This is a genomic window from Bradyrhizobium sp. 23, assembly GCF_023073295.1.
Lineage (GTDB): Bacteria > Pseudomonadota > Alphaproteobacteria > Rhizobiales > Xanthobacteraceae > Bradyrhizobium > Bradyrhizobium canariense_D.
Genome location: NZ_JADPJF010000010.1, coordinates 5,001 through 27,856, shown reverse-complemented (window position 1 = coordinate 27,856; position 22,856 = coordinate 5,001). Strand labels below are relative to the sequence as shown.

Sequence of the window (22,856 nt, the reverse complement as noted above, 5' to 3'; positions counted from 1 at the left end):
GGACGCGCTCCTCGAATTCGAAACCCGGCCGCCACATCAGCGAGCCGTAGCCGAACACCCAGAGGTCGCCTTTGGCTGTGGTGACGGAGGGGAGGGTGATTTCCGACATTTCGGGCACGGCTACCAGAACCGCGCTCCCAAGCGAAGCGAATTCTCCGCCTTTCGGAGCACGCCAACCTCGCTTACATTTGACAAAATCAGGGGTCAAAGGGTCGCCGCATGTCCGATATGACCGTTGCCGCACGCCGGCGCTCCCGCTGGGGCCTTTTCATCGCCCCTGTCATCCTCCTGATCCTCGCGGTGGCGTGGAGCTGCTTCTGGTTCTATGCGGCGTCGCAGGCCGAAATCGCCGCCGATGCCTGGCGCGCGCAGGAGGCCAAATCCGGCCGCGTCTATGATTGCGCCAAGCGCTCGATCGCGGGCTTCCCCTTCCGCTTCGAGGTCCGGTGTTCGGGCGCCAGCGTCGCCCTGGTGTCGCAGAACGCCAGCAAGACGCCGTTCACGGCGAAGCTCGACAACATCCTGGTCGTCGCCCAAGTCTACGATCCCAAGCGCGTCATCGCCGAATTTACCGCACCCGCGACGCTCACTGACGGCGTCACGCAGAGCACCTTCGTGATGAACTGGAGCAAGGGTCGCAGCAGTGTGGTCGGCCTGCCCGCCGTGCCGGAGCGCGCTTCCATCGTGTTCGAGGAGCCGACCGTCAATCGTGTCGACGGCAGCATGCAGGTGCCGCTCGCGCGCGCAAAACAGGTCGAGCTGCATGGACGCCTTGCGGATGGATCTCCGTCCGATCATCCCGTGATCGAGACCGTGCTCCAGATCGCGCAGGGCAGCGTCCAGGGCGTTCATCCGCTGCTCGCCGAGCCGTTCGAGGCCGACACGCGGGCGAAGATCACCGGACTGTCCGATCTCACGCCAAAGCCGTGGCCGCAGCGCTTCCGCGAGATCCAGGCCGCCGGCAGCCATATCGAGATCGTGCAGTCCCGCATCCAGCAGGGCGAGATGATCGCGGTTGCGGCCGGCACGCTCGGGCTCTCGGCAAACGGCCGCCTCGATGGCGAATTGCAGATGACCGTGACGGGCCTGGAGCGCGTGATCCCCGCGCTCGGCATCGAGAAGATGCTGCAGGAGGGGGTGCCGCAGGCGACCCTCGATCGCGTCGCGCCCGGCGTGAAGTCGCAGGACCTCAACAATCTGTTCGGTGCGCTCGACCGTGCCGTTCCCGGCCTCGGCAAGGTCATCAAGCAGAACGCCAATGCAGGCGTTGCCGCCGGCATCAATTCGATCGGCACCGAGAGCACGCTGGAAGGCAAGAAGGCTCGCAGCTTCCCGCTGAAGTTCGTCGACGGCGCCGTGCTGCTCGGCCCGGTCAAGGTCGGCCAGATCCCGCCGCTGTATTAGGTCGTGAATTCATAAACCTGCCGGGCGGACAGCTCGGTCCGTCTGATGCGTTCGAAACTGTGAACAGATCGTTTCTGCGAAGAGCTTCTTGTCGGCGCCGGTGACGCAACCTGCGAGGTCCTCTCCTGCGTCGGGCGAGGAGTGCGACAGTGCGTCTGGACAGGTAGCGTTCTGCCGCCCTATTGAAGACCAACTGACGGCTCTAAGGCCGCGCCCAAATTATCTGGGGTTCGGGGGAAACAATGCGCGCGTTGAATTGTCTCGTGGCAGCATCGCTGCTCGTTGCCTCGCTTCAGACCGCAACCGCAAAGGATAGCGAACATTGGGTGGTGTCCTGGACGGGCGCGGTTCAGGGCCCATACCCCGTCGGCAATCCGTCAGCCCAGCCCGAACAGAAATTCGCGTTTCCCGAGCCTGCGGCCGGTGCGCGGGACCAGACCTTTCGCCTGATCGTGCGGCCGGATATCTGGGGCCGTCAGGCCCGCATCCGGCTCAGCAACGCCTTCGGCACCAAACCCGTCACGTTTGACGGCGTTTACGTCGGCCTGCAGTCGGGCAGTGCCGCGTTGATCCGCGGCTCCAACATTCCGGTTACGTTCGCCGGCACGGCTTCCGTTACGGTGTCGCCGGGGAATTCGGTCTGGAGCGATGCGATCGCGCTGCCGTTTGCAAAGCGGCCCGATGACCTCGCCGGCCGCCGGCTTGCGGTCAGTTTTCATGTCGCCGGCCAGAGCGGCCCGATGACCTGGCACGCCAAAGCGCTGACCACCTCCTATGTCAGTGCGCCCGGCGCCGGCGCGAAGGGCGCCCTGGAAGACGAGGCTTCCTTCCCCTATGCGACTGCGTCATGGTTCTTCCTCGATGCGATCGAGATGACTGCGCCTGCCGATGCCTTCGCCATCATGGCGTTTGGGGATTCGATTACCGACGGGACCGCCTCAACCATGAATGGCGACGATCGCTGGCCCAACGTGCTGTCGCGTCGCCTGAAGGCAGTCTACGGCAACAAGGTTGCCGTAGTGAATGGCGGCATCGGTGGCAACCAAATCGCAGGCCCGGCCGAATATGGTCCCGACAAACCGTACGCGGGCGGCCCCGCTTCGGGCCAGCGGCTCGAGCGTGACGTGCTGTCGCTGTCCGGCATATCGAGCCTGATCTGGCTGGAAGGTATCAACGATTTCAGCAAGAACGGCAATTTTACCGCCGACCAAGTCATCGCCGCGATGAAGGATCGTGTCGCGAGGCTACGTGCGAAATGGCCGCAAGCCCGGATCATCGGCGCCACCGTCGTTTCGGCATTGGGTAGCACCAGCGCGGCACATGGTTTTCCCGAGCAGGATGACAAGCGCAAGGCGCTCAACGCATTCATCCGTAGCTCGGGGACATTCGACGGTGTAATCGATTTTGATCGGGCGACGCTCGATCCGGCCTCGGGTGGCCTCAAGCCGGAGTTCGTTCCCGAAAGCACGACTGGTGGCGCCGGCGACAAGCTTCATCCCAACCGCACCGGATATCTGGCGATGGGACAGGCCATCGACCTCGAGCTGTTCAAGCCGGGAAAGATTAGCCGTAGCGCGAAGCAGTAGGATGGATTCAGAGTCTCCTCTCTCCATTCATCGCCCTCAGCTGTCGTAACTCCCTCCATGCGGGTTACGAGCTGAACTCACGGCCGCTTCGCCGGATCGTGATGACCGGCCGGGAATGCCGAGCCGCAAACTCCGCTCTCTCTCCATGTCGGCCGCACGATGATGCGGTCGCCCAGGCAGGAGAGATATCATGACCAAGTCCAGGCTGTTCATTGCCGGTATCGCCATCTCGACCACGCTCGCGACGCCCGCGTTTGCGCAGTGGCAATGGCAGTTGCAGGAGCCGGCAGCATACGCCTCGATGTATCCGAACGGTGATCGCAACGTCTCGAATCCGACGACGCGGGAGACGATGGCCTTCGTCCCCTCGCCGAAATCACCGCGCCCAATGGTGATGCGCGCGACCAAGGGCAAATAGCCGCCATCCACCACTTGCCCGTCGCGAACTGGGCCCGGTCATGTCCCGGCCGGGCCCAATGCGCGTTGCCTTGAACGAGGCCTCGAAAAGTTGCCTTGGACAATCGCGACAGTCGCGCGTGCGGATCGACAGCCAACGAAAATATTCCGAACAGGATCGTCAGGAAAACGTGATGCACAAGATGCACGGCGCCGCGAATAACCGCAGCCGCATTCAAATCACTCCACACCAGGGAAGCATGCATGCGCCGGAGATGGCGCGCGGAATCCAATCCGCTTCCCAAATGGAGGAAGCTTCAAATGCGGATCATCAATTGCGGACTGATGCTGGGTATTCTCGCTGCCTGTTCAGGGCAGGCGCATGCCGACGACAATGTCACAACCGAAATCCACTCGCTGAAGGCGAAGCTGAAGGAGCTCCAGCAGCGCGTGGACTCCGAGGCGCGCAAGACGCGACAGGGTGAAGCGCAGGCGAAGGCCGTTCAGTTACCAGCAAGTTACAAGGCGCTCGCCGCCGATCCATGTGCGGCCGGCAAGGTCTGCTACAAGGGCGTGACGTTGACCTTCGGTGGCTGGGTCGATCTCACCGGCGTCTACCGCTCGCGGAATCTCGCTTCCGATACCGGCTCGGTCTACAACTTCATCCCCTATCAGCAGAGCCGCAACTTCAACATCCCGGAAACGCGCTTCTCGGCACGCCAGAGCAGGTTCTCGGTGCTGGCCGAGGGCAATGCCGATGCCGACACGCACCTCGCGGGTTATGGCGAGATCGATTTCGAAGGTGCGGCTCAGACGGCGAGCTCGGTTGCGACCAACTCGTTCAATCCGCGCATGCGGCAGCTCAGCCTGGAACTGGACCGCAGCGATCTCGGTCTTCACTTCCTCGCCGGGCAATCCTGGTCGCTGAACGCGCCGACCAAGTCCGGCATCGATCCTCGTGGCGTCGATGCGCCCGGCGTGATCGACTTCGAATCCGTTCCGGGATTTCTTGCCTGAATCAGGTGCCCTTCGTCACGGTCAAGGCCGCCTGGGACCCAAGGCTCGGGCCCTATAAGTTGCATGTCGAGGGGTGGGCGCTCTACCGCCAGCTGTTCGACCGTTTCAACAACGCCAACCACCCCTACGACACCGGAAGCTTCGGCGGACACATCTTCGTCGAGCTGATTCCGAAAACCCTCGATCTTCAGCTCTATGGCTCGCACGGCGTGCTGGGCCGCTTCACGGCAACACCGTTCGCCGACGCGGCGGTGGCGCAGGACGGCACCCTCCTCCCGCTGACGATCACGGCGGCCGCCGTCGGCCTGATCTGGCACGCGACGCCCAGCCTCGATGTCTACTCCTATGCAGGCCTCGAAAAGGCCAAGGCGAATTTCGCCAATGTTGGAACGGTGCCGTTCGGCTACGGCAATCCGCTCTACAACAACACCGGCTGCTTCACCGAAAACTCGGCGGGCGCGACCTGCAACGGCAACACCAGGGAGGTTCGGCAGATCACGGCCGGGATCTACGACACCATCTACCAAGGCAATTTCGGCACGCTCAAAGCCGGCCTGCAATATTCCTACACGCAACGGTTCGCGTTCGCCGGCGTCGGCGGCGCGCCGAAGACCGACGACAACGTCGTCATGACGCAGATCCGGTACTACCCATTCTAGTCACGGAGCCACGCAGGCTCGTAGCCCGGATGGAGAGAAGCGCGATCCGGGAATCCTGCCTCAAGCGACGGAAGTCCCGGATTACGCCTGCGCTCCATCCGGGCCACTTCGGTGCTACGGCTTGTTGCCGAGCTGCGCATGCGGCCGGCCGAAATCGGGCGCGGCCGAATCCTGGCCGATTTCGACAATGCCGCGGCGGATGGCGCGGGTGCGGGTGAAGTGGTCGAACAGCGCCTCGCCATCGCCGCGGCGGATTGCGCGGGTGAGCTTTGCCAGATCCTCAGTGAAGGTGCCGAGCATCTCCAGCACGGCTTCCTTGTTGGCGAGGAAGACGTCGCGCCACATCGTCGGATCGGAGGCGGCGATGCGCGTGAAGTCGCGAAAGCCGCCGGCGGAGAACTTGATGACCTCTGACTCCGTCACCTGCGCCAGCTCGTCGGCGGTGCCGACGATGGTGTAGGCGATCAGATGCGGCAGATGGCTGGTGATCGCGAGCACGAGATCATGATGATCCGGCGTCATGATCTCGACCTTGGCACCCATCGCCGCCCAGAACGCGCGCAGGCGATCGGTGGCAGCCGCATCAACGCCCTCCGGCGGGGTGAGGATGCACCAGCGGTTGATGAAGAGCTCGGCGAAGCCGGAATCGGGACCCGAATGCTCGGTGCCTGCGACGGGATGCGCCGGCACGAAATGGACGCCTTCCGGCAGGTGCGGCGCCATATCCCTGACGATGGCGCCCTTGACCGAGCCGACGTCGGAGATGATCGCGCCGGGTTTGAGATGCGCGGAGATCTCCTGCGCCACCGGGCCGCAGGCGCCGACGGGAATGCAGAGGATGACGAGATCGGCGTCCTTCACGGCTTCCGCATTGGTCGCGACGACCTGATCGACGATGCCGAGCTCCATCACGCGTGCGCGCGTCTTCTCCGAGCGCGCGGTGGTGACGATCTCGGAAGCCAGACCCTGGAGCTTCGCGGCGCGTGCGATCGAGCCCCCGATCAGGCCGAAGCCGATCAGCGCGACGCGCTGGAAGTGCGGGGTCGCGCTCATCGTCCGGCCATGAAGTCGCGCAGGCCCTCGACGACGAGGCGGTTGGCCTCCTCGGTGCCGATGGTCATGCGCAGCGAATGCGGCAGGCCGTAGTTCTTCAAGCCGCGCAGCACCAGCCCGCGCTTGGTGAGGAAGGCGTCGGCTGCGTCCGAGGTCTTGCCCTCGGTCGGGAAGTGGATCAGCACGAAATTGGCGACGCTCGGCGTCACCTTCAGCCCGAGCTTGCCGATCTCCTCGGCGAGCCAGTTGCGCCAGGTCTCGGTGAAATGCTTCGACATGGCCTGGTGCGCTGTGTCCTCGATCGCGGCAACGGCGGCGTACATGGCCGGCGTCGACACGTTGAAGGGACCCCGGATGCGGTTGACCGCGTCGATGATGTGCTCGGGGCCGAACATCCAGCCGATGCGCAGCGCCGCAAGACCATGGATCTTGGAGAAGGTGTGGGTCACCACCGTGTTTTCGGTGGTCGCGACCAGCTCGATCCCCATCTCGTAATCGTTGCGCGAGACGTAGTCGCAATAGGCTGCGTCCAGCACCAGCAGCACGTGCGAGGGCAGGCCGGCGCGCAGGCGCTTGACCTCGTCGAACGGCACATAGGTGCCGGTCGGATTGTTGGGGTTGGCGAGCCAGACCAGCTTTGTCTTCGGCGTCACCGCCTTGAGGATGGCGTCGACATCGCAGGTGAGGTTCTTCTCGGCCGCGATGACATTCTTCGCGCCGACCGCCATGGTCGCGATCGGATAGACCAGAAAGCCGTGCGTGGTCGAGATCGCCTCGTCACCGTGGCTGAGATAGGTGTGGGCGAGCAGGTTGAGGATCTCGTCCGAGCCGGCGCCGCAGATGACGCGGTTGGGATCGAGCCCGAAGGTGCGCCCGATTGCTTCGCGCAGCACGCGCGAGGTTCCTTCCGGATAGTCTTCCAGATGATCCGCCACCTGCTTGAACGCCTCGATCGCCTTCGGCGAGGGCCCGAACGGCGTCTCGTTGGCCGAGAGCTTGAACACCTTGCGGCCAGGCTCTGCCACCGGGGTCTTGCCGGGCGTGTAGGGCGCAATATCGAGAATGCCGGGATTCGGCACGGGGCGGGACATCTTCAACTCCGGAGTGGGCTTAAGCGGTTCGCGACTTACGATTTCGACCCGGTCGGGGGCACCGTATAGCGCGTTGCGTGGCTGCCGACGAGGGCCGTGGAGCGCACCGAGGCCCCCGCTTCGATCAGGGCAGCCTTGATCTTGTCGATGCTGCTTGTCGCGGTGACCGAGACCAGCAGCGCGGCGCCGTCGAAGGCGGTGTCGGGCACCGCCACGATCTCGGCGAGCGGCGACAGGGCGCGCGCGACCTCCGCATTCCACCCAGAGACGCGTACGCTGAAGGTCTCGACCTCCGTCACCAGCGCGCTGTCGGCGACGCGCGAGACCGCGAACACGGGCAACGCCGCCGGATGGTCGGCGCGCTCGACGAAGGGCAGCCGCGCGATGATCTTTGGCGCGCCAGCTTCTTCCAGCGACAGCCACCACGGCGTGCGGCTCGAGGTCGCCGAGACCAGCGCCAGATCGCCCTTGGACTTCGCGACGGCCTCGACCGCCGCCTGCGCGCTGAAATGCGCGACGTAAGGCACGGTGAAGCCGAAATGGAATCGCGCGGAATCGCGCATGGCCGGCTCGCTCGCCGAGATGTCGGCGTGGACCGAGAACGGGGCCTGGACATAGGTGAAGGTCGCGATGATGACGCGCCAGATGCTCTCGACCGTGTCGAGCGGCAGGATGCCGCGATGACGCTGCACGAGGTCGCGCATCATGGAGGCCTCGCGTGCCGGGCGGAACGCCGAGCCGACCTCCTGGGTCTGCTTCACCTGGATCAGGCGGTCGATGATGTCGCCGCGTTGCATCAGCAGGCGATGCATGCCTTCGTCGATCGCGTCGATCTCCTTACGCAATTCCTGGAGTGATGGTGGCGCGGGCGGACGTTGGGACATGTCTGACAGGTGCTGCTGAGAGGCTTTCCAATGCGGATCAGTCGAGCCGTCACCGCTGTGATGGATATCCTGATTAGGCAGTCGGGGCTGCGAAAGCAAAGAGAAATGCAAAGAGAAATCGGGCCCTTTCCGCCCGTGGCGCGACAGGCGAATTTGGCTGATCCGGGCCGTGACTTGACGAAAACCGTCCAAGACGGTAGTTTTTACCCGTTCCGTGGTCATTTGAGCCGGCCGGCTTGCAGCCACGTTAAAAAACTCGCTAAACAGGCCGGGGACGCTTTCGATCCCGGCCGAACCTATCGTTCAGGCCGGGTTTTTCATGGCCTGATGTCAATGCGGTCACTTCTACGATCGCAAACGAGGTCGATGGTCAGATGGTTGGCGTCCAGTCCATTCCGAGTCCCGCGATCACCGCCGACGAGCGGTCGCACGAGGTGGATCATCCGAGTTCGCACGTCGCGCAGTTCGGCTCGGAGCAGCCGCTGCGGCTCGACTGCGGGGTCGATCTCAGCCCGTTCCAGATCGCCTACCAGACCTACGGCGAGCTGAATGCCGATCGCTCCAACGCGATCCTGATCTGCCATGCGCTGACCGGCGACCAGCACGTCGCCAACGTGCACCCTGTCACCGGCAAGCCCGGCTGGTGGGAGACCTTGGTCGGCCCCGGCCGGCCGCTCGATCCCAACGAATATTTTATCATCTGCTCCAACGTGATCGGCGGCTGCATGGGCTCGACCGGCCCGGCCTCGATCAATCCCGCGACCGGCAAGGTTTGGGGGCTCGATTTCCCCGTCATCACCATCCCCGACATGGTGCGCGCGCAGGCGATGCTGATCGACCGGCTCGGCATCGACACGCTGTTCGCGGTCGTCGGCGGCTCGATGGGCGGCATGCAAGTGCTGCAATGGACTGCGGCGTATCCGAGTCGCGTGTTCTCCGCGCTGGCGATTGCCTGCTCGACACGACACTCGGCGCAGAACATCGCGTTCCACGAGCTTGGCCGTCAGGCGGTGATGGCCGACCCCGACTGGCACCATGGCGGCTATGCCGATCGAGGTATCCATCCGCATCGTGGCCTCGCTGTCGCCCGGATGGCGGCGCACATCACCTATCTCTCCGACGCCGCGCTGCATCGAAAATTCGGGCGGCGCATGCAGGACCGCGAGCTGCCGACTTTCTCTTTCGACGCCGACTTCCAGGTTGAGTCCTATCTGCGCTACCAGGGCTCGTCCTTCGTCGAGCGCTTCGACGCCAACTCCTATCTCTATCTGACCCGCGCGATGGACTATTTCGACATCGCCGCCGACCACGGCGGTGTGCTGGCGAAGGCGTTCGCGGGAATCCAGACCCGCTTCTGCGTGGTCTCATTCACCAGCGACTGGCTGTTCCCGACCTCGGAATCGCGCGCGCTGGTGCACGCGCTGAATGCGTCGAGCGCGCGGGTGTCGTTCGCCGAAATCGAGACCGATCGCGGTCACGACGCCTTCCTGCTCGACGTGCCCGAATTCCTTGATATCTCCCGCGCCTTCCTGCAATCGGCAGGCAAGGCGCGCGGGCTCACCGCCAATAATGCTTAAGGACGGCTAGTCATGTCTGTACAGGAAGCGTTGCCGCTGGGCGGCCTTGCGACCGGGCAGCCCGGTGATTTTCGCGCGGACCATGTGCTGGTGGCCAACATGGTCAAGCCGGGCTCGAAGGTGCTCGACGTCGGCTGCGGCGAGGGCGACCTGCTCCAACTGCTGGAAACCCGCGGCGTCGACGGCCGCGGCATCGAGCTGTCGCGCGAGGGCGTCAACCGCTGCGTCGCCAAGGGTCTTGCGGTGGTGCAGGGCGATGCCGACACCGACCTCGTGAATTATCCGGATGACGCCTTCGACTACGTGATCCTGTCGCAGACGTTGCAGGCGACGCGGCAGCCGAAAGTGGTGCTGGAGAATTTGCTGCGCATCGGCCGCCGCGCCATCGTGTCGTTCCCGAATTTCGGCTTCTGGAAGATGCGGCTCCAGCTCCTGATCGGCGGCCACATGCCGCGCACGGAGAACCTGCCGGCAAGCTGGTATGACACCGCCAACATCCATTTCTGCACCATCAAGGATTTCGTCGAGCTCTGCGACGCGATCGACGTCAAGATGGAACGTGCCGAGGCGCTCGACCTCTACGGCCGTCCGCTGCGGCTGCGGATGCCTTGGTGGGTGTGGAATCTGTTCGGCGAGCAGGGCGTGTTTCTGCTGACGCGGGGCGGCAGGAAGTAGGCCGGCCCGTTACCCCATCTACGCGACCCAGTACCTGGTGACGCCTTCGCGCTAATGCGCCGCCAGTGACCTCGGGTCGCGCACCGGCCATCTTCCCGCTTCCACCAGCGTGACGAACCGTTCCACCGTTTCGTTGAACAGCGCTGGCTCTTCGAGATTGAGGACGTGGCCGGACTTTGGAAACATGGCGAGCCCTGCCGCCGGCAGATGCTTCTTCAGAAACAGGCTTGCGCCCACGCACGGATCGTCCTCGTCGCCGCAGATGATGAGTGCCGGCGTCGTGGCCGCTCTGATCGCGTCCGTCATCGTAAAGATCGAGGGACGGCCGGCCTGGAAGCCGCGCATCGTCCGCGCTGATCCCTTGGCGTCGTGCCGCGCCAGGGCGGCATAGAAATCGGCGTGACCGCGCGGGTCCTTCACCAGGAAGGGAATCCGGCTCGGCGCCTCGCGCGTGACTTTTGCGACTTCGGCTGAGCCGAGCATCTCGAATTGCTCCGCGTTGGCGCGGCACTGCTGGCGCCAAGCGTCGAGGTTCTCGATCTCCGAGCCCGAGCCGACGCCGGCGAGCGTCATCGACAGCGCACGTTGGGGCGCGTTGAGCCCGATCTGGAGCGACGAATAGGCGCCCATCGAGAGGCCGACGAAGTGCGCGCGATCGATCTTCAGATGATCGAGCACCGCGAGCGCATCGGTGTAGAAATGCGTGTAGCGGTAGACCTCGCCATCAGGCACGTCCGATGGCGTGTAGCCGCGTGCGGAATAGGTGATGCAGCGATGGCCGCGCGAGAAGTAGCGCATCTGCGGCTCCCAATTGGTGTAGTCGGCCGCGAATTCGTGCAGAAAAATAATCGGCGTGCCCGTGCCCGCTTCTTCGAAATAGAGTCGACAATTGTCCTTCGTGAGGGCGTGAGGCATCCGGTTTTCTCCCTGAGGTGGCTGCGGCTTTGGAATGCCGTCCTGCGGTCAGCGCATACGATGGTAGCACTTATTAATCATCGTCCAAATTCTTAGGGGCCGCGTCTTGTTCTCGCCACATCAGGATACTGATACAGCCCGCGGATGTCGGCCACCGCACGGGCCGACGGGGAAGTGGGGTGTCAACGAAGGATGAAGAATGTTCGAGTTGTTTGCGTCTCGCCTGTCGCGCTGTGTCGTTGCGCTGGCTGTTTTCTTCGCGGCGTTCGCCGCCTTCACTTCTCCGGCGTCAGCACGACCTCATCGTCATAGCGCAGAGCGGCACGCTTACGCGCATCACGCCAGCAGACATCATCATTACCGGCATGCACGCGGCTCGCGCTTCGAGCGCGGCGCGGCGCAATTGCAGGCGAACGGCTTCGGCAACACCTTCGCCAGCTATGATCCGAACGCCAATAGCGGCGGCATCGCCATAAGCGGCAGCGCTGGAACGGCTATGAGCGGCAGTGGTGGAATGGCCATGAGCGGCAGCCGTGGAATGGCCATGAGCGGCAACGCTGGAATGGTTACCAGCGGTGAGATGACCACGCGCGCCAGCCGTCGAATTATGAGGCGTGGAGGTGGGATAGCCACTAACGCGAATGACGGCGGCATGGCCAATAGCGCGACGAGCGGCGGCGGCTTCGGCGGTGGGTCGGGCCTCGTGTCCGAGGCACGCCGCTATGTCGGCGGCAATCCGACCGGTCGCGGTAGCCTGTGGTGCGCGCGCTTCATGAACATGGTGCTCGAAAAGACCGGTCATCGTGGCACCGGCTCCGACATGGCGAATTCGTTCGCGCATTACGGCACGCGCGTGTCCGGTCCGCAGGTCGGCGCCATCGCAGTGATGTCGCGTGGTGGCCGGGGCGGTCATGTCGGCATCATCACCGGTGTCGACGCGCAGGGCAATCCGATCATGATCTCCGGCAACAACGGCAACCGCGTTCGCGAAGCACCGGTCTCGCGCGGCCGGATCTATGCGTATGTGATGCCGAACTGACGGCCGTCATTGCGAGGAGCGAAGCGACGAAGCAATCCAGACTGTCTCCGCGGGCGCATTCCTGGATTGCTTCGCTTCGCTCGCAATGGCGGAGCGGGGCCAGCGCGCAGCGTCACACCAGCTTCGGCTGTTCCAATGCAACCGCGTCGCCCACGCCGATGTCGCCTTCAGCGATCACCTCGGCATAGATGCCGCAGTCCATGTGGCCGAGATTGCTCGAGAGCGTGGCGGGGATTTCGAGATCGCGCTTGGCGGTATCAGGGTCGACATTGGTGGCCGGGCAGCGCTTGATGCGCTTGACCACTTGCAGCCGGGCCTGTCCGATCGCGAGCGTCTGGCCGACGAGGTCGAGCTCGGACCAGGCCGGCCAGCCCTTCACGTAGAGATTGGCGCGGAAGCGTAGCGGGTGGACGGCGGCGCCGCCGAGCATGGTCTCGAGCGCGCGGACGCTGTCGAGATTGATGATGGACACGACCTTGCGGGCGACGTCTGAAAAGCTGTGGTCGCGGCCGGACAGGATCTTGGGCGGGCCCTTCAGCTCCGGCTGAAAATTTTCCCTGAAATAGTCCTCGATGGCGGCGCGCCCGGCGGCGGTCTCGAGATCGCCGCTGGCGACGATCTGGCCGTCCTTGCGGATGGTCAGGCAATTGGTCGCGTCCTCGAACCGGCTGTCGAGCGAAGCTAGCCGCTCATTCCGCGCCAGCATCAGGAACTGGATCTTCGGCTTCCACTGCGGTGCTTCCGGATCGAAGCCGCTCGGGCCGTTCTCGATGGCGTAGCGGCGGTCGGCGGGCAGGGTCTGGCCGGCTCGCAGGGAGACGCGGGGCAGGGCCTCCGGCGTCAGGCCCTTGATCGGGTAGCGGTAGAGCCCGGTGATCTCGGCGGTCTGGCTGATTGTCATTGCGCTGGGTGTCATGCCGCTACTTAGGGGATTCGGCCCACCGGCGCCAAGCGGGCGGATCCGCGCACGAAATTGTGAACTCGCCTCTTCCGGTCCGAGGCCTCGCTTCCCACATCTGGGTCAGGCCGGCGCCAGCGCCGGCTGATAACGACCGTTGCCGGTTGAGAAACGTCAATGCGGTAATCGGAAACCCAATGAAGATGCCGTTTGGAGTGCCTTTGAGGGCTCCAGGGGCAGGCCGAGGGAAAGACCACGAAATGAACATCGAAAAATATACCGAACGCTCCAGAGGCTTCGTCCAGTCCGCGCAGTCGCTTGCGGTGCGCGAAGGGCACCAGCAGTTTTCGACCCTGCACGTCCTGAAGGTGCTGCTGGACGACAATGAAGGCCTCGCTGCCGGCCTGATCGACCGCGCCGGCGGCAATTCCCGCGCAATCCTGAAGGCGACCGAGGACGCCCTGAACAAGGTGCCGAAGGTCTCTGGCGGCGGAGCCGGCCAGATCTATCTGGCGCCCGAACTCGCGCGCACCTTCGACGCCGCCGAAAAGGCTGGCGAGAAGGCCGGCGACAGCTTTGTCACCGTCGAGCGGCTGCTGCTCGGCCTGGCGCTGGAGAAGACCAGCGAGGCGGGCGCGATCCTGGCCAAGGGCGGCGTCACCCCGCAAAACCTCAACGCGGCGATCGAAGCGCTGCGCAAGGGCCGAACGGCGGACTCCGCCACGGCCGAGAACGCGTATGACGCGCTGAAGAAATATGCCCGCGACCTCACTCAGGCGGCGCGCGACGGCAAGCTCGACCCGGTCATCGGCCGCGACGAGGAGATCCGCCGCACGATCCAGGTGCTGTCGCGCCGGACCAAGAACAATCCCGTCCTGATCGGCGAACCCGGCGTCGGCAAGACCGCCATCGCCGAGGGCTTGGCGCTGCGCATCGTCAACGGTGACGTGCCGGAGAGCCTGAAGGACAAGAAGCTGCTGTCGCTCGACCTCGGCTCGCTGATTGCAGGTGCAAAATATCGCGGCGAGTTCGAGGAGCGGCTGAAGGCCGTGCTGCAGGAGGTGACCGGGAGCGATGGTAATTTCGTCCTGTTCATCGACGAGATGCACACGCTGATCGGCGCTGGTAAGGGCGATGGCGCGATGGACGCGTCCAATTTGCTCAAGCCTGCGCTCGCCCGCGGCGAGCTGCACTGCATCGGCGCCACCACGCTCGACGAGTACCAGAAGCACGTCGAAAAGGACGCGGCGCTGGCGCGGCGATTCCAGCCGATCTTCGTCAGCGAGCCCTCGGTCGAGGATACGATCTCCATTCTGCGCGGGCTGAAGGACAAATACGAGCAGCACCACGGCGTGCGGATCACCGATTCCGCGCTGGTCGCCGCCACGACCCTGTCCAACCGCTACATCACCGACCGCTTCCTGCCGGACAAGGCCATCGACCTCATGGACGAGGCGGCCGCGCGGCTCAAGATGCAGGTCGATTCCAAGCCGGAAGAGCTGGATTCGATGGATCGGGAAATCATCCGGCTGAAGATCGAACAGGAAGCGTTGAAGAAAGAAAGCGATGCCGGGTCGAAGAGCCGCCTGCAGACGCTGGAGAAGGAGCTGGCCGATCTCGAGGAGAAGTCCGCGGCGCTCACCGCACGCTGGAGCGCGGAGAAGAACAAGCTCTCCGACGCTCAGAAACTGAAGGCCGAGCTCGACGGCTTGCGGGTTGAACTTGCCAACGCACAACGGCGCGGTGAATTCCAGAAGGCCGGCGAGCTGGCCTATGGCCGGATCCCCGAATTGGAAAAGCAGCTTGCGGAGATCGAGGCCAAGGAGAACTCCGGCGAGATGATGGAGGAGGCGGTCACCGCCAACCACATCGCGCAGGTGGTCTCGCGCTGGACCGGCGTGCCCGTCGACAAGATGCTCGAAGGCGAGAAAGACAAGCTCCTGCGGATGGAGGACTCGCTCGGCAAGCGCGTCGTCGGCCAGGCCGAGGCCGTGCGTGCGGTCGCGACCGCCGTTCGCCGTTCGCGCGCGGGGCTGCAGGACCCGAACCGGCCGACCGGCTCGTTCATGTTCCTCGGGCCCACCGGCGTCGGCAAGACCGAGCTGACGAAAGCGCTCGCCGAGTATCTGTTCAACGACGAGACCGCGATGGTCCGCCTCGACATGTCCGAGTACATGGAGAAGCACTCGGTCTCGCGGCTGATCGGCGCGCCTCCGGGCTATGTCGGTTATGACGAGGGCGGTGCGCTCACCGAAGCGGTGCGGCGCCGGCCCTACCAGGTCGTGCTGTTCGACGAGATCGAGAAGGCGCATCCCGACGTGTTCAACGTGCTGTTGCAGGTGCTCGACGACGGCCGCCTCACCGACGGCCAGGGCCGCACCGTCGACTTCCGCAACACGCTGATCATCATGACCTCGAACCTCGGTTCGGAGTTTCTGGTGAACCAGCCGGAGGGCGAGGATACCTCGGCCGTGCGCGAGCAGGTGATGGGCATGGTGCGGGCGCACTTCAGGCCAGAGTTCTTGAACCGCGTCGATGAGATCATCCTGTTCCATCGCTTGCAGAGGAGCGAGATGGGCCGGATCGTCGAGATCCAGTTCGCACGGCTGCAAAAGCTTTTGATCGATCGCAAGATCGTGCTGACGCTCGACGCTGCGGGCCGCGACTGGCTCGCCGCCAAGGGCTGGGATCCCGCCTACGGCGCACGGCCGCTGAAGCGCGTGATCCAGCGTCACGTCCAGGATCCGCTCGCCGAGATGATCCTGGCCGGCGACGTCAAGGACGGCGACAACGTTGCGATCTCCTCCGAAGGCAACGTGCTGACCTTCAACGGCAAGGCGCCGCAGACCGCGGAGATCGCCCAGTTCGAGGCGCCGGTGTCGAAGCGGAAGCTGAACTGATCGTCGGCATTCGAAGCCTGAAGCAACAAGCCGCCCCGGAGATGTCAACCTCTCCGGGGCGGTTTGTTTTGCGGGTTGTTGGCGAACTTACTGCGGCGACCTATTTCTTCGTGAGCTTGTAGATCGCGTTCTCGATGTCAGAAGAGAAATAGATCGTGCCGGATTCCCCGATGCCGACGCCTGTCGGAATGTGCGTCGGCAGTCCTCCGGGTGCACCCACGAGGCCGATTGGAAGATTGGCCGCGATCTCGGTAACCGTGCCGGTCTCCGGCACGATTTCGATCAACCGTTTGGCGCCGACCTCCGCTACGATCAGCTTGCCGTCTCTGGCGCGGGCGATGCCTTCGGGCATTTTCAGGTCCTTGGCGACGACTGTCTTTTCGCCGTTGCTCTCGATCATCGAGATCACGCCGGAAAAGGCTTCGGTGAGATAGACTCGCCACGCGATCCAGCGACGAGCCCGACCGGGCCCTCGAGGCCGCCGATCAGTGTGGTGCGATCCTTGCCGTGCTCGCCGCTGACGCGGACCAGCGATTTGGTGCCGAACTCGGCCACCAGGATGCTGCCGTCCGCGAGCACGAGCGCGTCGTGCGGCGCCTTGAAGCCGTGCAGCATGTCGCGGGTGGCCCCGGTCTTGCCGTCGATCACCTGCACCGTGCCGGTGAACCAGCTCGATAGGACCACATCGTTGCCCTTCGCCGTTGCGCTCATCGGATATTCGAGCGTGACGCCGGCGGCGTGCATGCGCGCCTTCTCGGTGACCTCGCCGGTCGCGCCGTCCACCGTGCGATAGGCGAACACGTCGGCGACGTGGATCGTATCCTTGCCGTTCTCTGACGTGACGCCGATGCCGCCGGGCAAGGCGAGCTTGCCGATGATCACCTGCCGCGCCTGGCCGGTCGCCGGATCGACCTCCTGGATGCCGTTATCGGCCATGTTGGAGACGTAGATTCGGTCCTTGTCGTCGATCGCGAGATTGTCCAGCGACGGCTTCAATTGTGCGACCATGGTCTTGGCGCCCGACTTGGGATCGACCCGAACGAGCTGGCCGAGCGCGGTGTCGACTACCCAGAGATCGCCCTTGGAATCGAAGTTCACCGCGGCCGGGACCTTGAAGCCGTCCGCGACGACGGTCAGCTCGGCCTTGTCGACGTCGACCTTTGCGACCTGTCCCTTGAACCAGAGCGGACCGTAGAGCTTGTCGTCGGGACCGAACTCGAAGCCGTTGAGGCCGCCCATCTTCTCCATGATCTGGCGCGGCGGTTTGACGCCCTCGACGTCGATCTCATAGAGCGTGTCGCCGAGGAAGACGGTGGTGGCGTACAGCCTGCCGTCCTTGCGGAAGGCGAGCGAGTTGATGCCGGGAAGGCCTGAAGCGAGTTTCTTGATCGGGCCGTCGCCCTTGCGCGAATAAAGATCGCCGGCCAGGAATCCGGTCCAGGCCATGGTGCCGTCGGGGGCGAATGCGATGTCGTCGGCCATTCCGATCGGGGCGGGGATTGCAACCTTCGCGCTACCGCCGGGGATGTCGACCTCGTAGAGCGCCGCGCCCGCGACGCTGCCGGCAAACAGATGGCCGGCCTTGTCGATCGCAAGCCCGTGCACGCCGTGGAACGCCGAGCCCGGAACGAGCTTGGTGACCTCCCAGTTTTCGGCCGAAACACTGGTAGCGGAGACGACCGCAGCGACGAAGGCTGCGCAGGCGAGCCTGTTCTTCATGGCGAGACCTCCCGTTTTTTGGAAAGTATTCGCTCCTCATGCCGCTTTGGCAAACGAAACTTGACGTTGTGATGCGGCCAAGCCGGGCCCCGCGCGACGTCGTCAAATCCGGCTCGTGCTTGAATATGTCCGGCCGATCTCGGCCCGGTTCGCCGGCTTTACCTGTTGGTGACCTGCAACGGACCGCCGGTGGCGTCCGACATCCGGGCGATGGCACCGGCGCGGCCGCTCATCATGCCGTCGAGCCGGTCGCGCTCCTTCTCGAAGCCGGCCAGCATCGGGCCTTCCAACGAGCGGCCGCGCGGCAGTTTCACACGCAGCGGATCGACGAAGCGGCCGTTGACCAGGATTTCGTAGTGGACGTGCGGGCCGGTCGACGCGCCGGTCGAACCGACGAAGCCGATCACCTGGCCCTGCCGCACCTTCTTGCCGGGCTCCATGCCCTTGGCGAAGGCCGACATATGGCCATAAGCGGTCTCGTAGCCGTTGTTGTGCTTGATGCGGATGTATTTGCCGTAGCCGCCCTCGGGGCCGGCCTTCTCGATCACGCCATTGCCGGAGGCGAAGATCGGCGTGCCGTAGGAGGTGGCCCAGTCGACGCCGGTATGCATCTTCACATAGCCGAGGATGGGGTGACGGCGGCCGCCGAAGCCGGAGCGCATGATGGCGTTGTTGACGGGCTTGCGCACCAGGAACTTCTTCGCGCTCTTGCCGGTCTCGTCATAGTAATCGACGACGCCGTCATCGGGGCTCTGGTAGCGGTAGTATTTCTTGGTCTCGCCGCCGAGCGTCAGCGAAGCGAACAGCACGTCGTTCTTTTCGCTCGCGGTCACGCCTTCGTCTTCGCCGGCGTAGAACACGTCGAATGAATCGCCCGGCGCCACCTTGCGCTGGAAATCGACGTCGTAGGAATAGATCTTGATCATGTCGTCGATGACGGGCATCGGCACTTTGTTGCGCATCGCGGTCTCGTAGATGCTCTGGTAGAGCCGCACGCCCGTGCCGTCATCCTCGTCATCGTCGTCGCTGTTGGCGTTCGCCGCCGCGTCGGCGACGGTGTTCATGCTGGAGACGTCGACCGCGACGTATTTGCCGAGATCGGACAGCGCCGCGATCGCCTCGACCATGGTCTCGTTGGCGATGACGACGCGGTAGGGCTGCAGGCGGGCGCCGGGGCTTGCGGGCGCCATCAGGATCCGCAGCTTCTCGCCTTCCTTCAGGCCGCCGTCGCGGCCGCGCGGCCCAAGCGTCGCGGTGATCGCCTTGATCTCCTCGGCCGTGGCGCCGAGATCGCGCAGCACGCCGGCGACGCTGTCGCCCTTCTTGACCACGTGGACGCGTTCGCCGTTGGGATTGCCGCCGGTGATCTGCTCTTTGGTCTTCGGCAGCAGCGTGACGTTTTCCGGCACCACGCGCGTCTCGAAGCCGGCATAGGGATCGGACGGCGACACTTCGGTGGCGTAGGCGCTTCTGATATCGGACGGGCCGGTCGCGCCGGAGACGTCGGCCGCAGCATTGGAGAGCGCGGCGTAGCGCACCCCGCCATTGCCGCGCCAGTTGGCGGCATCGCGGACCCGCATCAGGATGTCGTCGAGCGCCACCACTGCGGAAATCTTGGCTTTCGGCAGCACCTGGGAGAGGTCCTTGGTGACGAACGAGACCTCGGCGTCGGGTTCGACGGCTTCCGGATTGTTGGGATCCTCGGATGCCGCCTTCGGATCGGATCCGACATCGGTGAGAAGGCGCTGGGCGTTGAATGGCGGGATCTTCGCCGACAGATCGCTCGTCGTCATCGACAGATTGCCGGCAATCCGGATGAAGGGACGCACCCGCATCACGTCGCGGTTGCCGACGCGGGCGACGGTCGAGACGCGCACGATGTTGCGCGAGGCCGTGGATTCGCTCGGCGGCGGCAGGCGGTCGCTCTTGTGCAGCGTGGCGGTGCGGTCGGCTGCGCCGAATGCGCCGCGCAGCGCGCCTTCGACGCGCTCCGGCACCTTGGCGAAGGTCATCTCGCCGTCGAGCGAAGCGAAAACGGCGCCGCCGATCAGGGCTGCGCCGCAAAGTCCGGTTAGAATCGTCCCGCTGAACCATTGCACCGAGACGCGGCGGCGATCGATGACGGCGGCTTCCGAACCATCGACGGACAGCGGCGGCTCGTGGCCGAGATCGATGATCCCGGTCTCACGCCCGTAAGCGCCGCGTGACGTCCTATGGTTCAACCCAAGTCCCCCAATCAACGATCCGAGAGCCCGATTTCGAGCAGCCCCGTTTCGAGCAACCCTGTTTCGAGCCCCTCCTTGAGCCGCCCTCTTCGGGGCGTCTCTGGAAAAGGCAAGCCGCATAGGCGTCCGCGGTCAGAAGGCCCAGATGTCGGACCGGCCGAATTTACGAACAGCTAAGCGGAAAAAGATCTCTCGATGTGTCTCGAATGTCTGAAGAAGGCCGCTTCATCGTATGATCGCCTTCCTCTGACCCCACACAAACCGCCGGCAGCCCCCACTGGCATCCCTGCGATTCAAGCTTTGTCTGTACCAGAACGCCGGGGGATTGTGGCTCAAGTACGGCGCCTAATATGGAAAAGTTTCCCGAACGGCCGGGCGTCAGGGGCCTTCCAGGGACGAGCGATCCAAGTCGCGTCCAAGTCGCCTCATGCCGCCTCCGGAGCCCTCTCGAGCCCAAACTTTTTTTGAGTTTTTTCTCCGCGCCGGCGCGATCCAGCCGCTCACCGACTTTCTAACCTGCTGTAATCGCGTGGATTTTTCGAACAATCCACCGTGCGACGATTTTCTGACAATGGTCGTTGACAACCCCGATGGGCGGGGCCTATAACCCGACCACTGAGCGCGGCGCCGCCGGGTCACTGACCAAGGCGAGCGAACGCGCCACTGATGCTCCTCACCTTGTTGAGTGACACAACAGTCGACGTAAGTCGATTGGAGTTCATCCATCGTCGGTAAGGGTGTCGGAACCCTTCCTCTCTGGAAGGTTGGGACCTCCTGGTCCCGGGCTGTTTGACAAGTGAAGATGAAGAAAGAGAAACGTGGACGGCGGAGTCCTTGCGCCTCTCGGATACTGAAGAGCTTCGGCTTTTGAGTTCTGAGAGGGGACGAAAGACTTCGGCGGTACACGTTTTAAGGTTACACCATCGTTGCCAGCGATGTGAATCGCGGGCAGCTCATCGACTTCGGTCGATGAAAAATGGTGGGACCTCGTCAAAACGTTGTGATCAGCCGGTTCAAAGTTCAAGTCCAACTTGAGAGTTTGATCCTGGCTCAGAGCGAACGCTGGCGGCAGGCTTAACACATGCAAGTCGAGCGGGCGTAGCAATACGTCAGCGGCAGACGGGTGAGTAACGCGTGGGAACATACCTTTTGGTTCGGAACAACACAGGGAAACTTGTGCTAATACCGGATAAGCCCTTACGGGGAAAGATTTATCGCCGAAAGATTGGCCCGCGTCTGATTAGCTAGTTGGTGAGGTAATGGCTCACCAAGGCGACGATCAGTAGCTGGTCTGAGAGGATGATCAGCCACATTGGGACTGAGACACGGCCCAAACTCCTACGGGAGGCAGCAGTGGGGAATATTGGACAATGGGCGCAAGCCTGATCCAGCCATGCCGCGTGAGTGATGAAGGCCCTAGGGTTGTAAAGCTCTTTTGTGCGGGAAGATAATGACGGTACCGCAAGAATAAGCCCCGGCTAACTTCGTGCCAGCAGCCGCGGTAATACGAAGGGGGCTAGCGTTGCTCGGAATCACTGGGCGTAAAGGGTGCGTAGGCGGGTCTTTAAGTCAGGGGTGAAATCCTGGAGCTCAACTCCAGAACTGCCTTTGATACTGAGGATCTTGAGTTCGGGAGAGGTGAGTGGAACTGCGAGTGTAGAGGTGAAATTCGTAGATATTCGCAAGAACACCAGTGGCGAAGGCGGCTCACTGGCCCGATACTGACGCTGAGGCACGAAAGCGTGGGGAGCAAACAGGATTAGATACCCTGGTAGTCCACGCCGTAAACGATGAATGCCAGCCGTTAGTGGGTTTACTCACTAGTGGCGCAGCTAACGCTTTAAGCATTCCGCCTGGGGAGTACGGTCGCAAGATTAAAACTCAAAGGAATTGACGGGGGCCCGCACAAGCGGTGGAGCATGTGGTTTAATTCGACGCAACGCGCAGAACCTTACCAGCCCTTGACATGTCCAGGACCGGTCGCAGAGATGTGACCTTCTCTTCGGAGCCTGGAACACAGGTGCTGCATGGCTGTCGTCAGCTCGTGTCGTGAGATGTTGGGTTAAGTCCCGCAACGAGCGCAACCCCCGTCCTTAGTTGCTACCATTTAGTTGAGCACTCTAAGGAGACTGCCGGTGATAAGCCGCGAGGAAGGTGGGGATGACGTCAAGTCCTCATGGCCCTTACGGGCTGGGCTACACACGTGCTACAATGGCGGTGACAATGGGACGCTAAGGGGCAACCCTTCGCAAATCTCAAAAAGCCGTCTCAGTTCGGATTGGGCTCTGCAACTCGAGCCCATGAAGTTGGAATCGCTAGTAATCGTGGATCAGCACGCCACGGTGAATACGTTCCCGGGCCTTGTACACACCGCCCGTCACACCATGGGAGTTGGTTTTACCTGAAGACGGTGCGCTAACCCGCAAGGGAGGCAGCCGGCCACGGTAGGGTCAGCGACTGGGGTGAAGTCGTAACAAGGTAGCCGTAGGGGAACCTGCGGCTGGATCACCTCCTTTCTAAGGATGGTTCTTCAGAAGCTTGCTTCTATCGAACCGTTTTAGAAACATCAGTGGCCAACGGTCGTCAGGATCGTTGAGCTGCATTGGCGGGATTTCGCCGTCTTCGTTTCTCTTTCTTCGCGGACGAACACGCGCTGGGGCTGCAACCTTGCAGAATCCCTGGTCCTTGACTGGATATGCGTTAGGGGCTTGTAGCTCAGTTGGTTAGAGCGCGCGCTTGATAAGCGTGAGGTCGGAAGTTCAAGTCTTCCCAGGCCCACCACACTCATCGAGTGAGCATTCGTCTTCTGGTTACGGGG

At 63.4% G+C, this 22,856-nt stretch carries 16 protein-coding genes, 2 tRNA genes, 1 rRNA gene, 1 pseudogene and 1 riboswitch (1 of these 21 only partly in view); of the genes and pseudogenes, 12 read left to right on the top strand and 8 right to left on the bottom strand.

Annotation, left to right across the window (positions count from 1 at the left end; translation table 11 throughout):
• Nucleotides 1-109 (bottom strand): gamma-glutamylcyclotransferase (locus IVB32_RS01410; RefSeq protein WP_247409644.1); only part of this gene is annotated, 109 nt, incomplete at its 3' end.
• Nucleotides 110-219: 110 nt separating this feature from the next.
• Here IVB32_RS01410 and IVB32_RS01405 point away from each other — a divergent pair.
• The 5 genes from IVB32_RS01405 to IVB32_RS01385 all read left to right on the top strand — a co-directional run bounded on the left by IVB32_RS01405 (nucleotide 220) and on the right by IVB32_RS01385 (nucleotide 5,062).
• Complete coding sequence (locus tag IVB32_RS01405) at nucleotides 220-1,404, top strand: DUF2125 domain-containing protein (protein ID WP_247409616.1); 1,185 nt, start codon at nucleotides 220-222, stop codon at nucleotides 1,402-1,404.
• A 242-nt stretch (nucleotides 1,405-1,646) separates the two neighbouring features.
• Nucleotides 1,647-2,990, top strand: coding sequence for a GDSL-type esterase/lipase family protein (locus IVB32_RS01400; protein WP_247299294.1), 1,344 nt, complete (start codon nucleotides 1,647-1,649; stop codon nucleotides 2,988-2,990).
• 190 nt (nucleotides 2,991-3,180) lie between these two features.
• The gene (locus IVB32_RS01395) at nucleotides 3,181-3,408 is read left to right on the top strand and encodes a hypothetical protein (RefSeq protein ID WP_018453261.1); all 228 of its coding nucleotides are present in this window, start codon (nucleotides 3,181-3,183) and stop codon (nucleotides 3,406-3,408) included.
• A gap of 299 nt (nucleotides 3,409-3,707) precedes the next feature.
• A complete protein-coding gene (locus IVB32_RS01390; RefSeq protein WP_240543318.1) occupies nucleotides 3,708-4,403 on the top strand; it encodes a hypothetical protein in 696 nt (231 codons plus the stop codon).
• 5 nt (nucleotides 4,404-4,408) lie between these two features.
• Entirely contained in the window at nucleotides 4,409-5,062 is a 654-nt protein-coding gene (locus IVB32_RS01385; protein WP_247409614.1) for a hypothetical protein, read from the top strand.
• Nucleotides 5,063-5,176: 114 nt separating this feature from the next.
• Here the strand turns inward: IVB32_RS01385 and IVB32_RS01380 are convergent, their stop codons facing one another.
• Genes IVB32_RS01380 through IVB32_RS01370 form a run of 3 tightly spaced genes read right to left on the bottom strand, consistent with a single transcriptional unit; the run spans nucleotide 5,177 to nucleotide 8,090 of the window.
• Complete coding sequence (locus IVB32_RS01380) at nucleotides 5,177-6,115, bottom strand: prephenate/arogenate dehydrogenase family protein (RefSeq protein ID WP_018453262.1); 939 nt, start codon at nucleotides 6,113-6,115, stop codon at nucleotides 5,177-5,179.
• Complete coding sequence (locus tag IVB32_RS01375) at nucleotides 6,112-7,206, bottom strand: histidinol-phosphate transaminase (protein WP_026232497.1); 1,095 nt, start codon at nucleotides 7,204-7,206, stop codon at nucleotides 6,112-6,114. Before IVB32_RS01375 ends, IVB32_RS01380 begins: the two co-directional genes overlap by 4 nt.
• Nucleotides 7,207-7,241: 35 nt before the next feature.
• Nucleotides 7,242-8,090: a chorismate mutase gene (locus IVB32_RS01370; protein WP_026232498.1), complete on the bottom strand. Its 849-nt coding sequence runs from the start codon at nucleotides 8,088-8,090 to the stop codon at nucleotides 7,242-7,244.
• A 204-nt stretch (nucleotides 8,091-8,294) separates the two neighbouring features.
• Nucleotides 8,295-8,374, top strand: a riboswitch (SAM riboswitch).
• A 90-nt stretch (nucleotides 8,375-8,464) separates the two neighbouring features.
• Between IVB32_RS01370 and IVB32_RS01365 the strand changes: the two genes are divergently transcribed.
• Together IVB32_RS01365 and metW are read left to right on the top strand one after the other, a co-directional pair.
• Entirely contained in the window at nucleotides 8,465-9,667 is a 1,203-nt protein-coding gene (locus tag IVB32_RS01365) for a homoserine O-acetyltransferase (protein ID WP_018453265.1), read from the top strand.
• 12 nt (nucleotides 9,668-9,679) lie between these two features.
• Nucleotides 9,680-10,342 carry a methionine biosynthesis protein MetW gene (gene metW, locus IVB32_RS01360; RefSeq protein ID WP_018453266.1) on the top strand — a complete coding sequence of 221 codons (663 nt, stop codon included), beginning with the start codon at nucleotides 9,680-9,682 and terminating at the stop codon, nucleotides 10,340-10,342.
• A 51-nt stretch (nucleotides 10,343-10,393) separates the two neighbouring features.
• Here the strand turns inward: metW and IVB32_RS01355 are convergent, their stop codons facing one another.
• A complete protein-coding gene (locus tag IVB32_RS01355) occupies nucleotides 10,394-11,257 on the bottom strand; it encodes an alpha/beta hydrolase (protein WP_018453267.1) in 864 nt (287 codons plus the stop codon).
• Between the two features lie 199 nt (nucleotides 11,258-11,456).
• Here IVB32_RS01355 and IVB32_RS01350 point away from each other — a divergent pair, with 199 nt between their 5' ends.
• A complete protein-coding gene (locus IVB32_RS01350) occupies nucleotides 11,457-12,296 on the top strand; it encodes a TIGR02594 family protein (RefSeq protein WP_018453268.1) in 840 nt (279 codons plus the stop codon).
• 112 nt (nucleotides 12,297-12,408) lie between these two features.
• On the opposite strand, the gene IVB32_RS01345 is transcribed toward IVB32_RS01350, so the two are convergent.
• Nucleotides 12,409-13,197 carry an MOSC domain-containing protein gene (locus tag IVB32_RS01345; RefSeq protein ID WP_018453269.1) on the bottom strand — a complete coding sequence of 263 codons (789 nt, stop codon included), beginning with the start codon at nucleotides 13,195-13,197 and terminating at the stop codon, nucleotides 12,409-12,411.
• A gap of 257 nt (nucleotides 13,198-13,454) precedes the next feature.
• Between IVB32_RS01345 and clpB the strand changes: the two genes are divergently transcribed.
• Entirely contained in the window at nucleotides 13,455-16,094 is a 2,640-nt protein-coding gene (gene clpB / locus IVB32_RS01340; protein ID WP_018453270.1) for an ATP-dependent chaperone ClpB, read from the top strand.
• A gap of 100 nt (nucleotides 16,095-16,194) precedes the next feature.
• On the opposite strand, the pseudogene IVB32_RS01335 reads toward clpB, so the two are convergent.
• Nucleotides 16,195-17,813: pseudogene (locus IVB32_RS01335) on the bottom strand (hypothetical protein).
• Nucleotides 17,814-17,971: 158 nt separating this feature from the next.
• The gene (locus IVB32_RS01330; protein WP_018453272.1) at nucleotides 17,972-20,035 is read right to left on the bottom strand and encodes a M23 family metallopeptidase; all 2,064 of its coding nucleotides are present in this window, start codon (nucleotides 20,033-20,035) and stop codon (nucleotides 17,972-17,974) included.
• A 1,030-nt stretch (nucleotides 20,036-21,065) separates the two neighbouring features.
• Here IVB32_RS01330 and IVB32_RS01325 point away from each other — a divergent pair.
• The 3 genes from IVB32_RS01325 to IVB32_RS01315 form a co-directional block, all read left to right on the top strand.
• Nucleotides 21,066-22,554: ribosomal RNA gene (locus IVB32_RS01325) — 16S ribosomal RNA — on the top strand.
• 188 nt (nucleotides 22,555-22,742) lie between these two features.
• A tRNA-Ile gene (locus IVB32_RS01320) sits at nucleotides 22,743-22,819 on the top strand.
• Between the two features lie 33 nt (nucleotides 22,820-22,852).
• Nucleotides 22,853-22,856, top strand: a tRNA-Ala gene (locus tag IVB32_RS01315) (it continues 72 nt past the right edge of the window).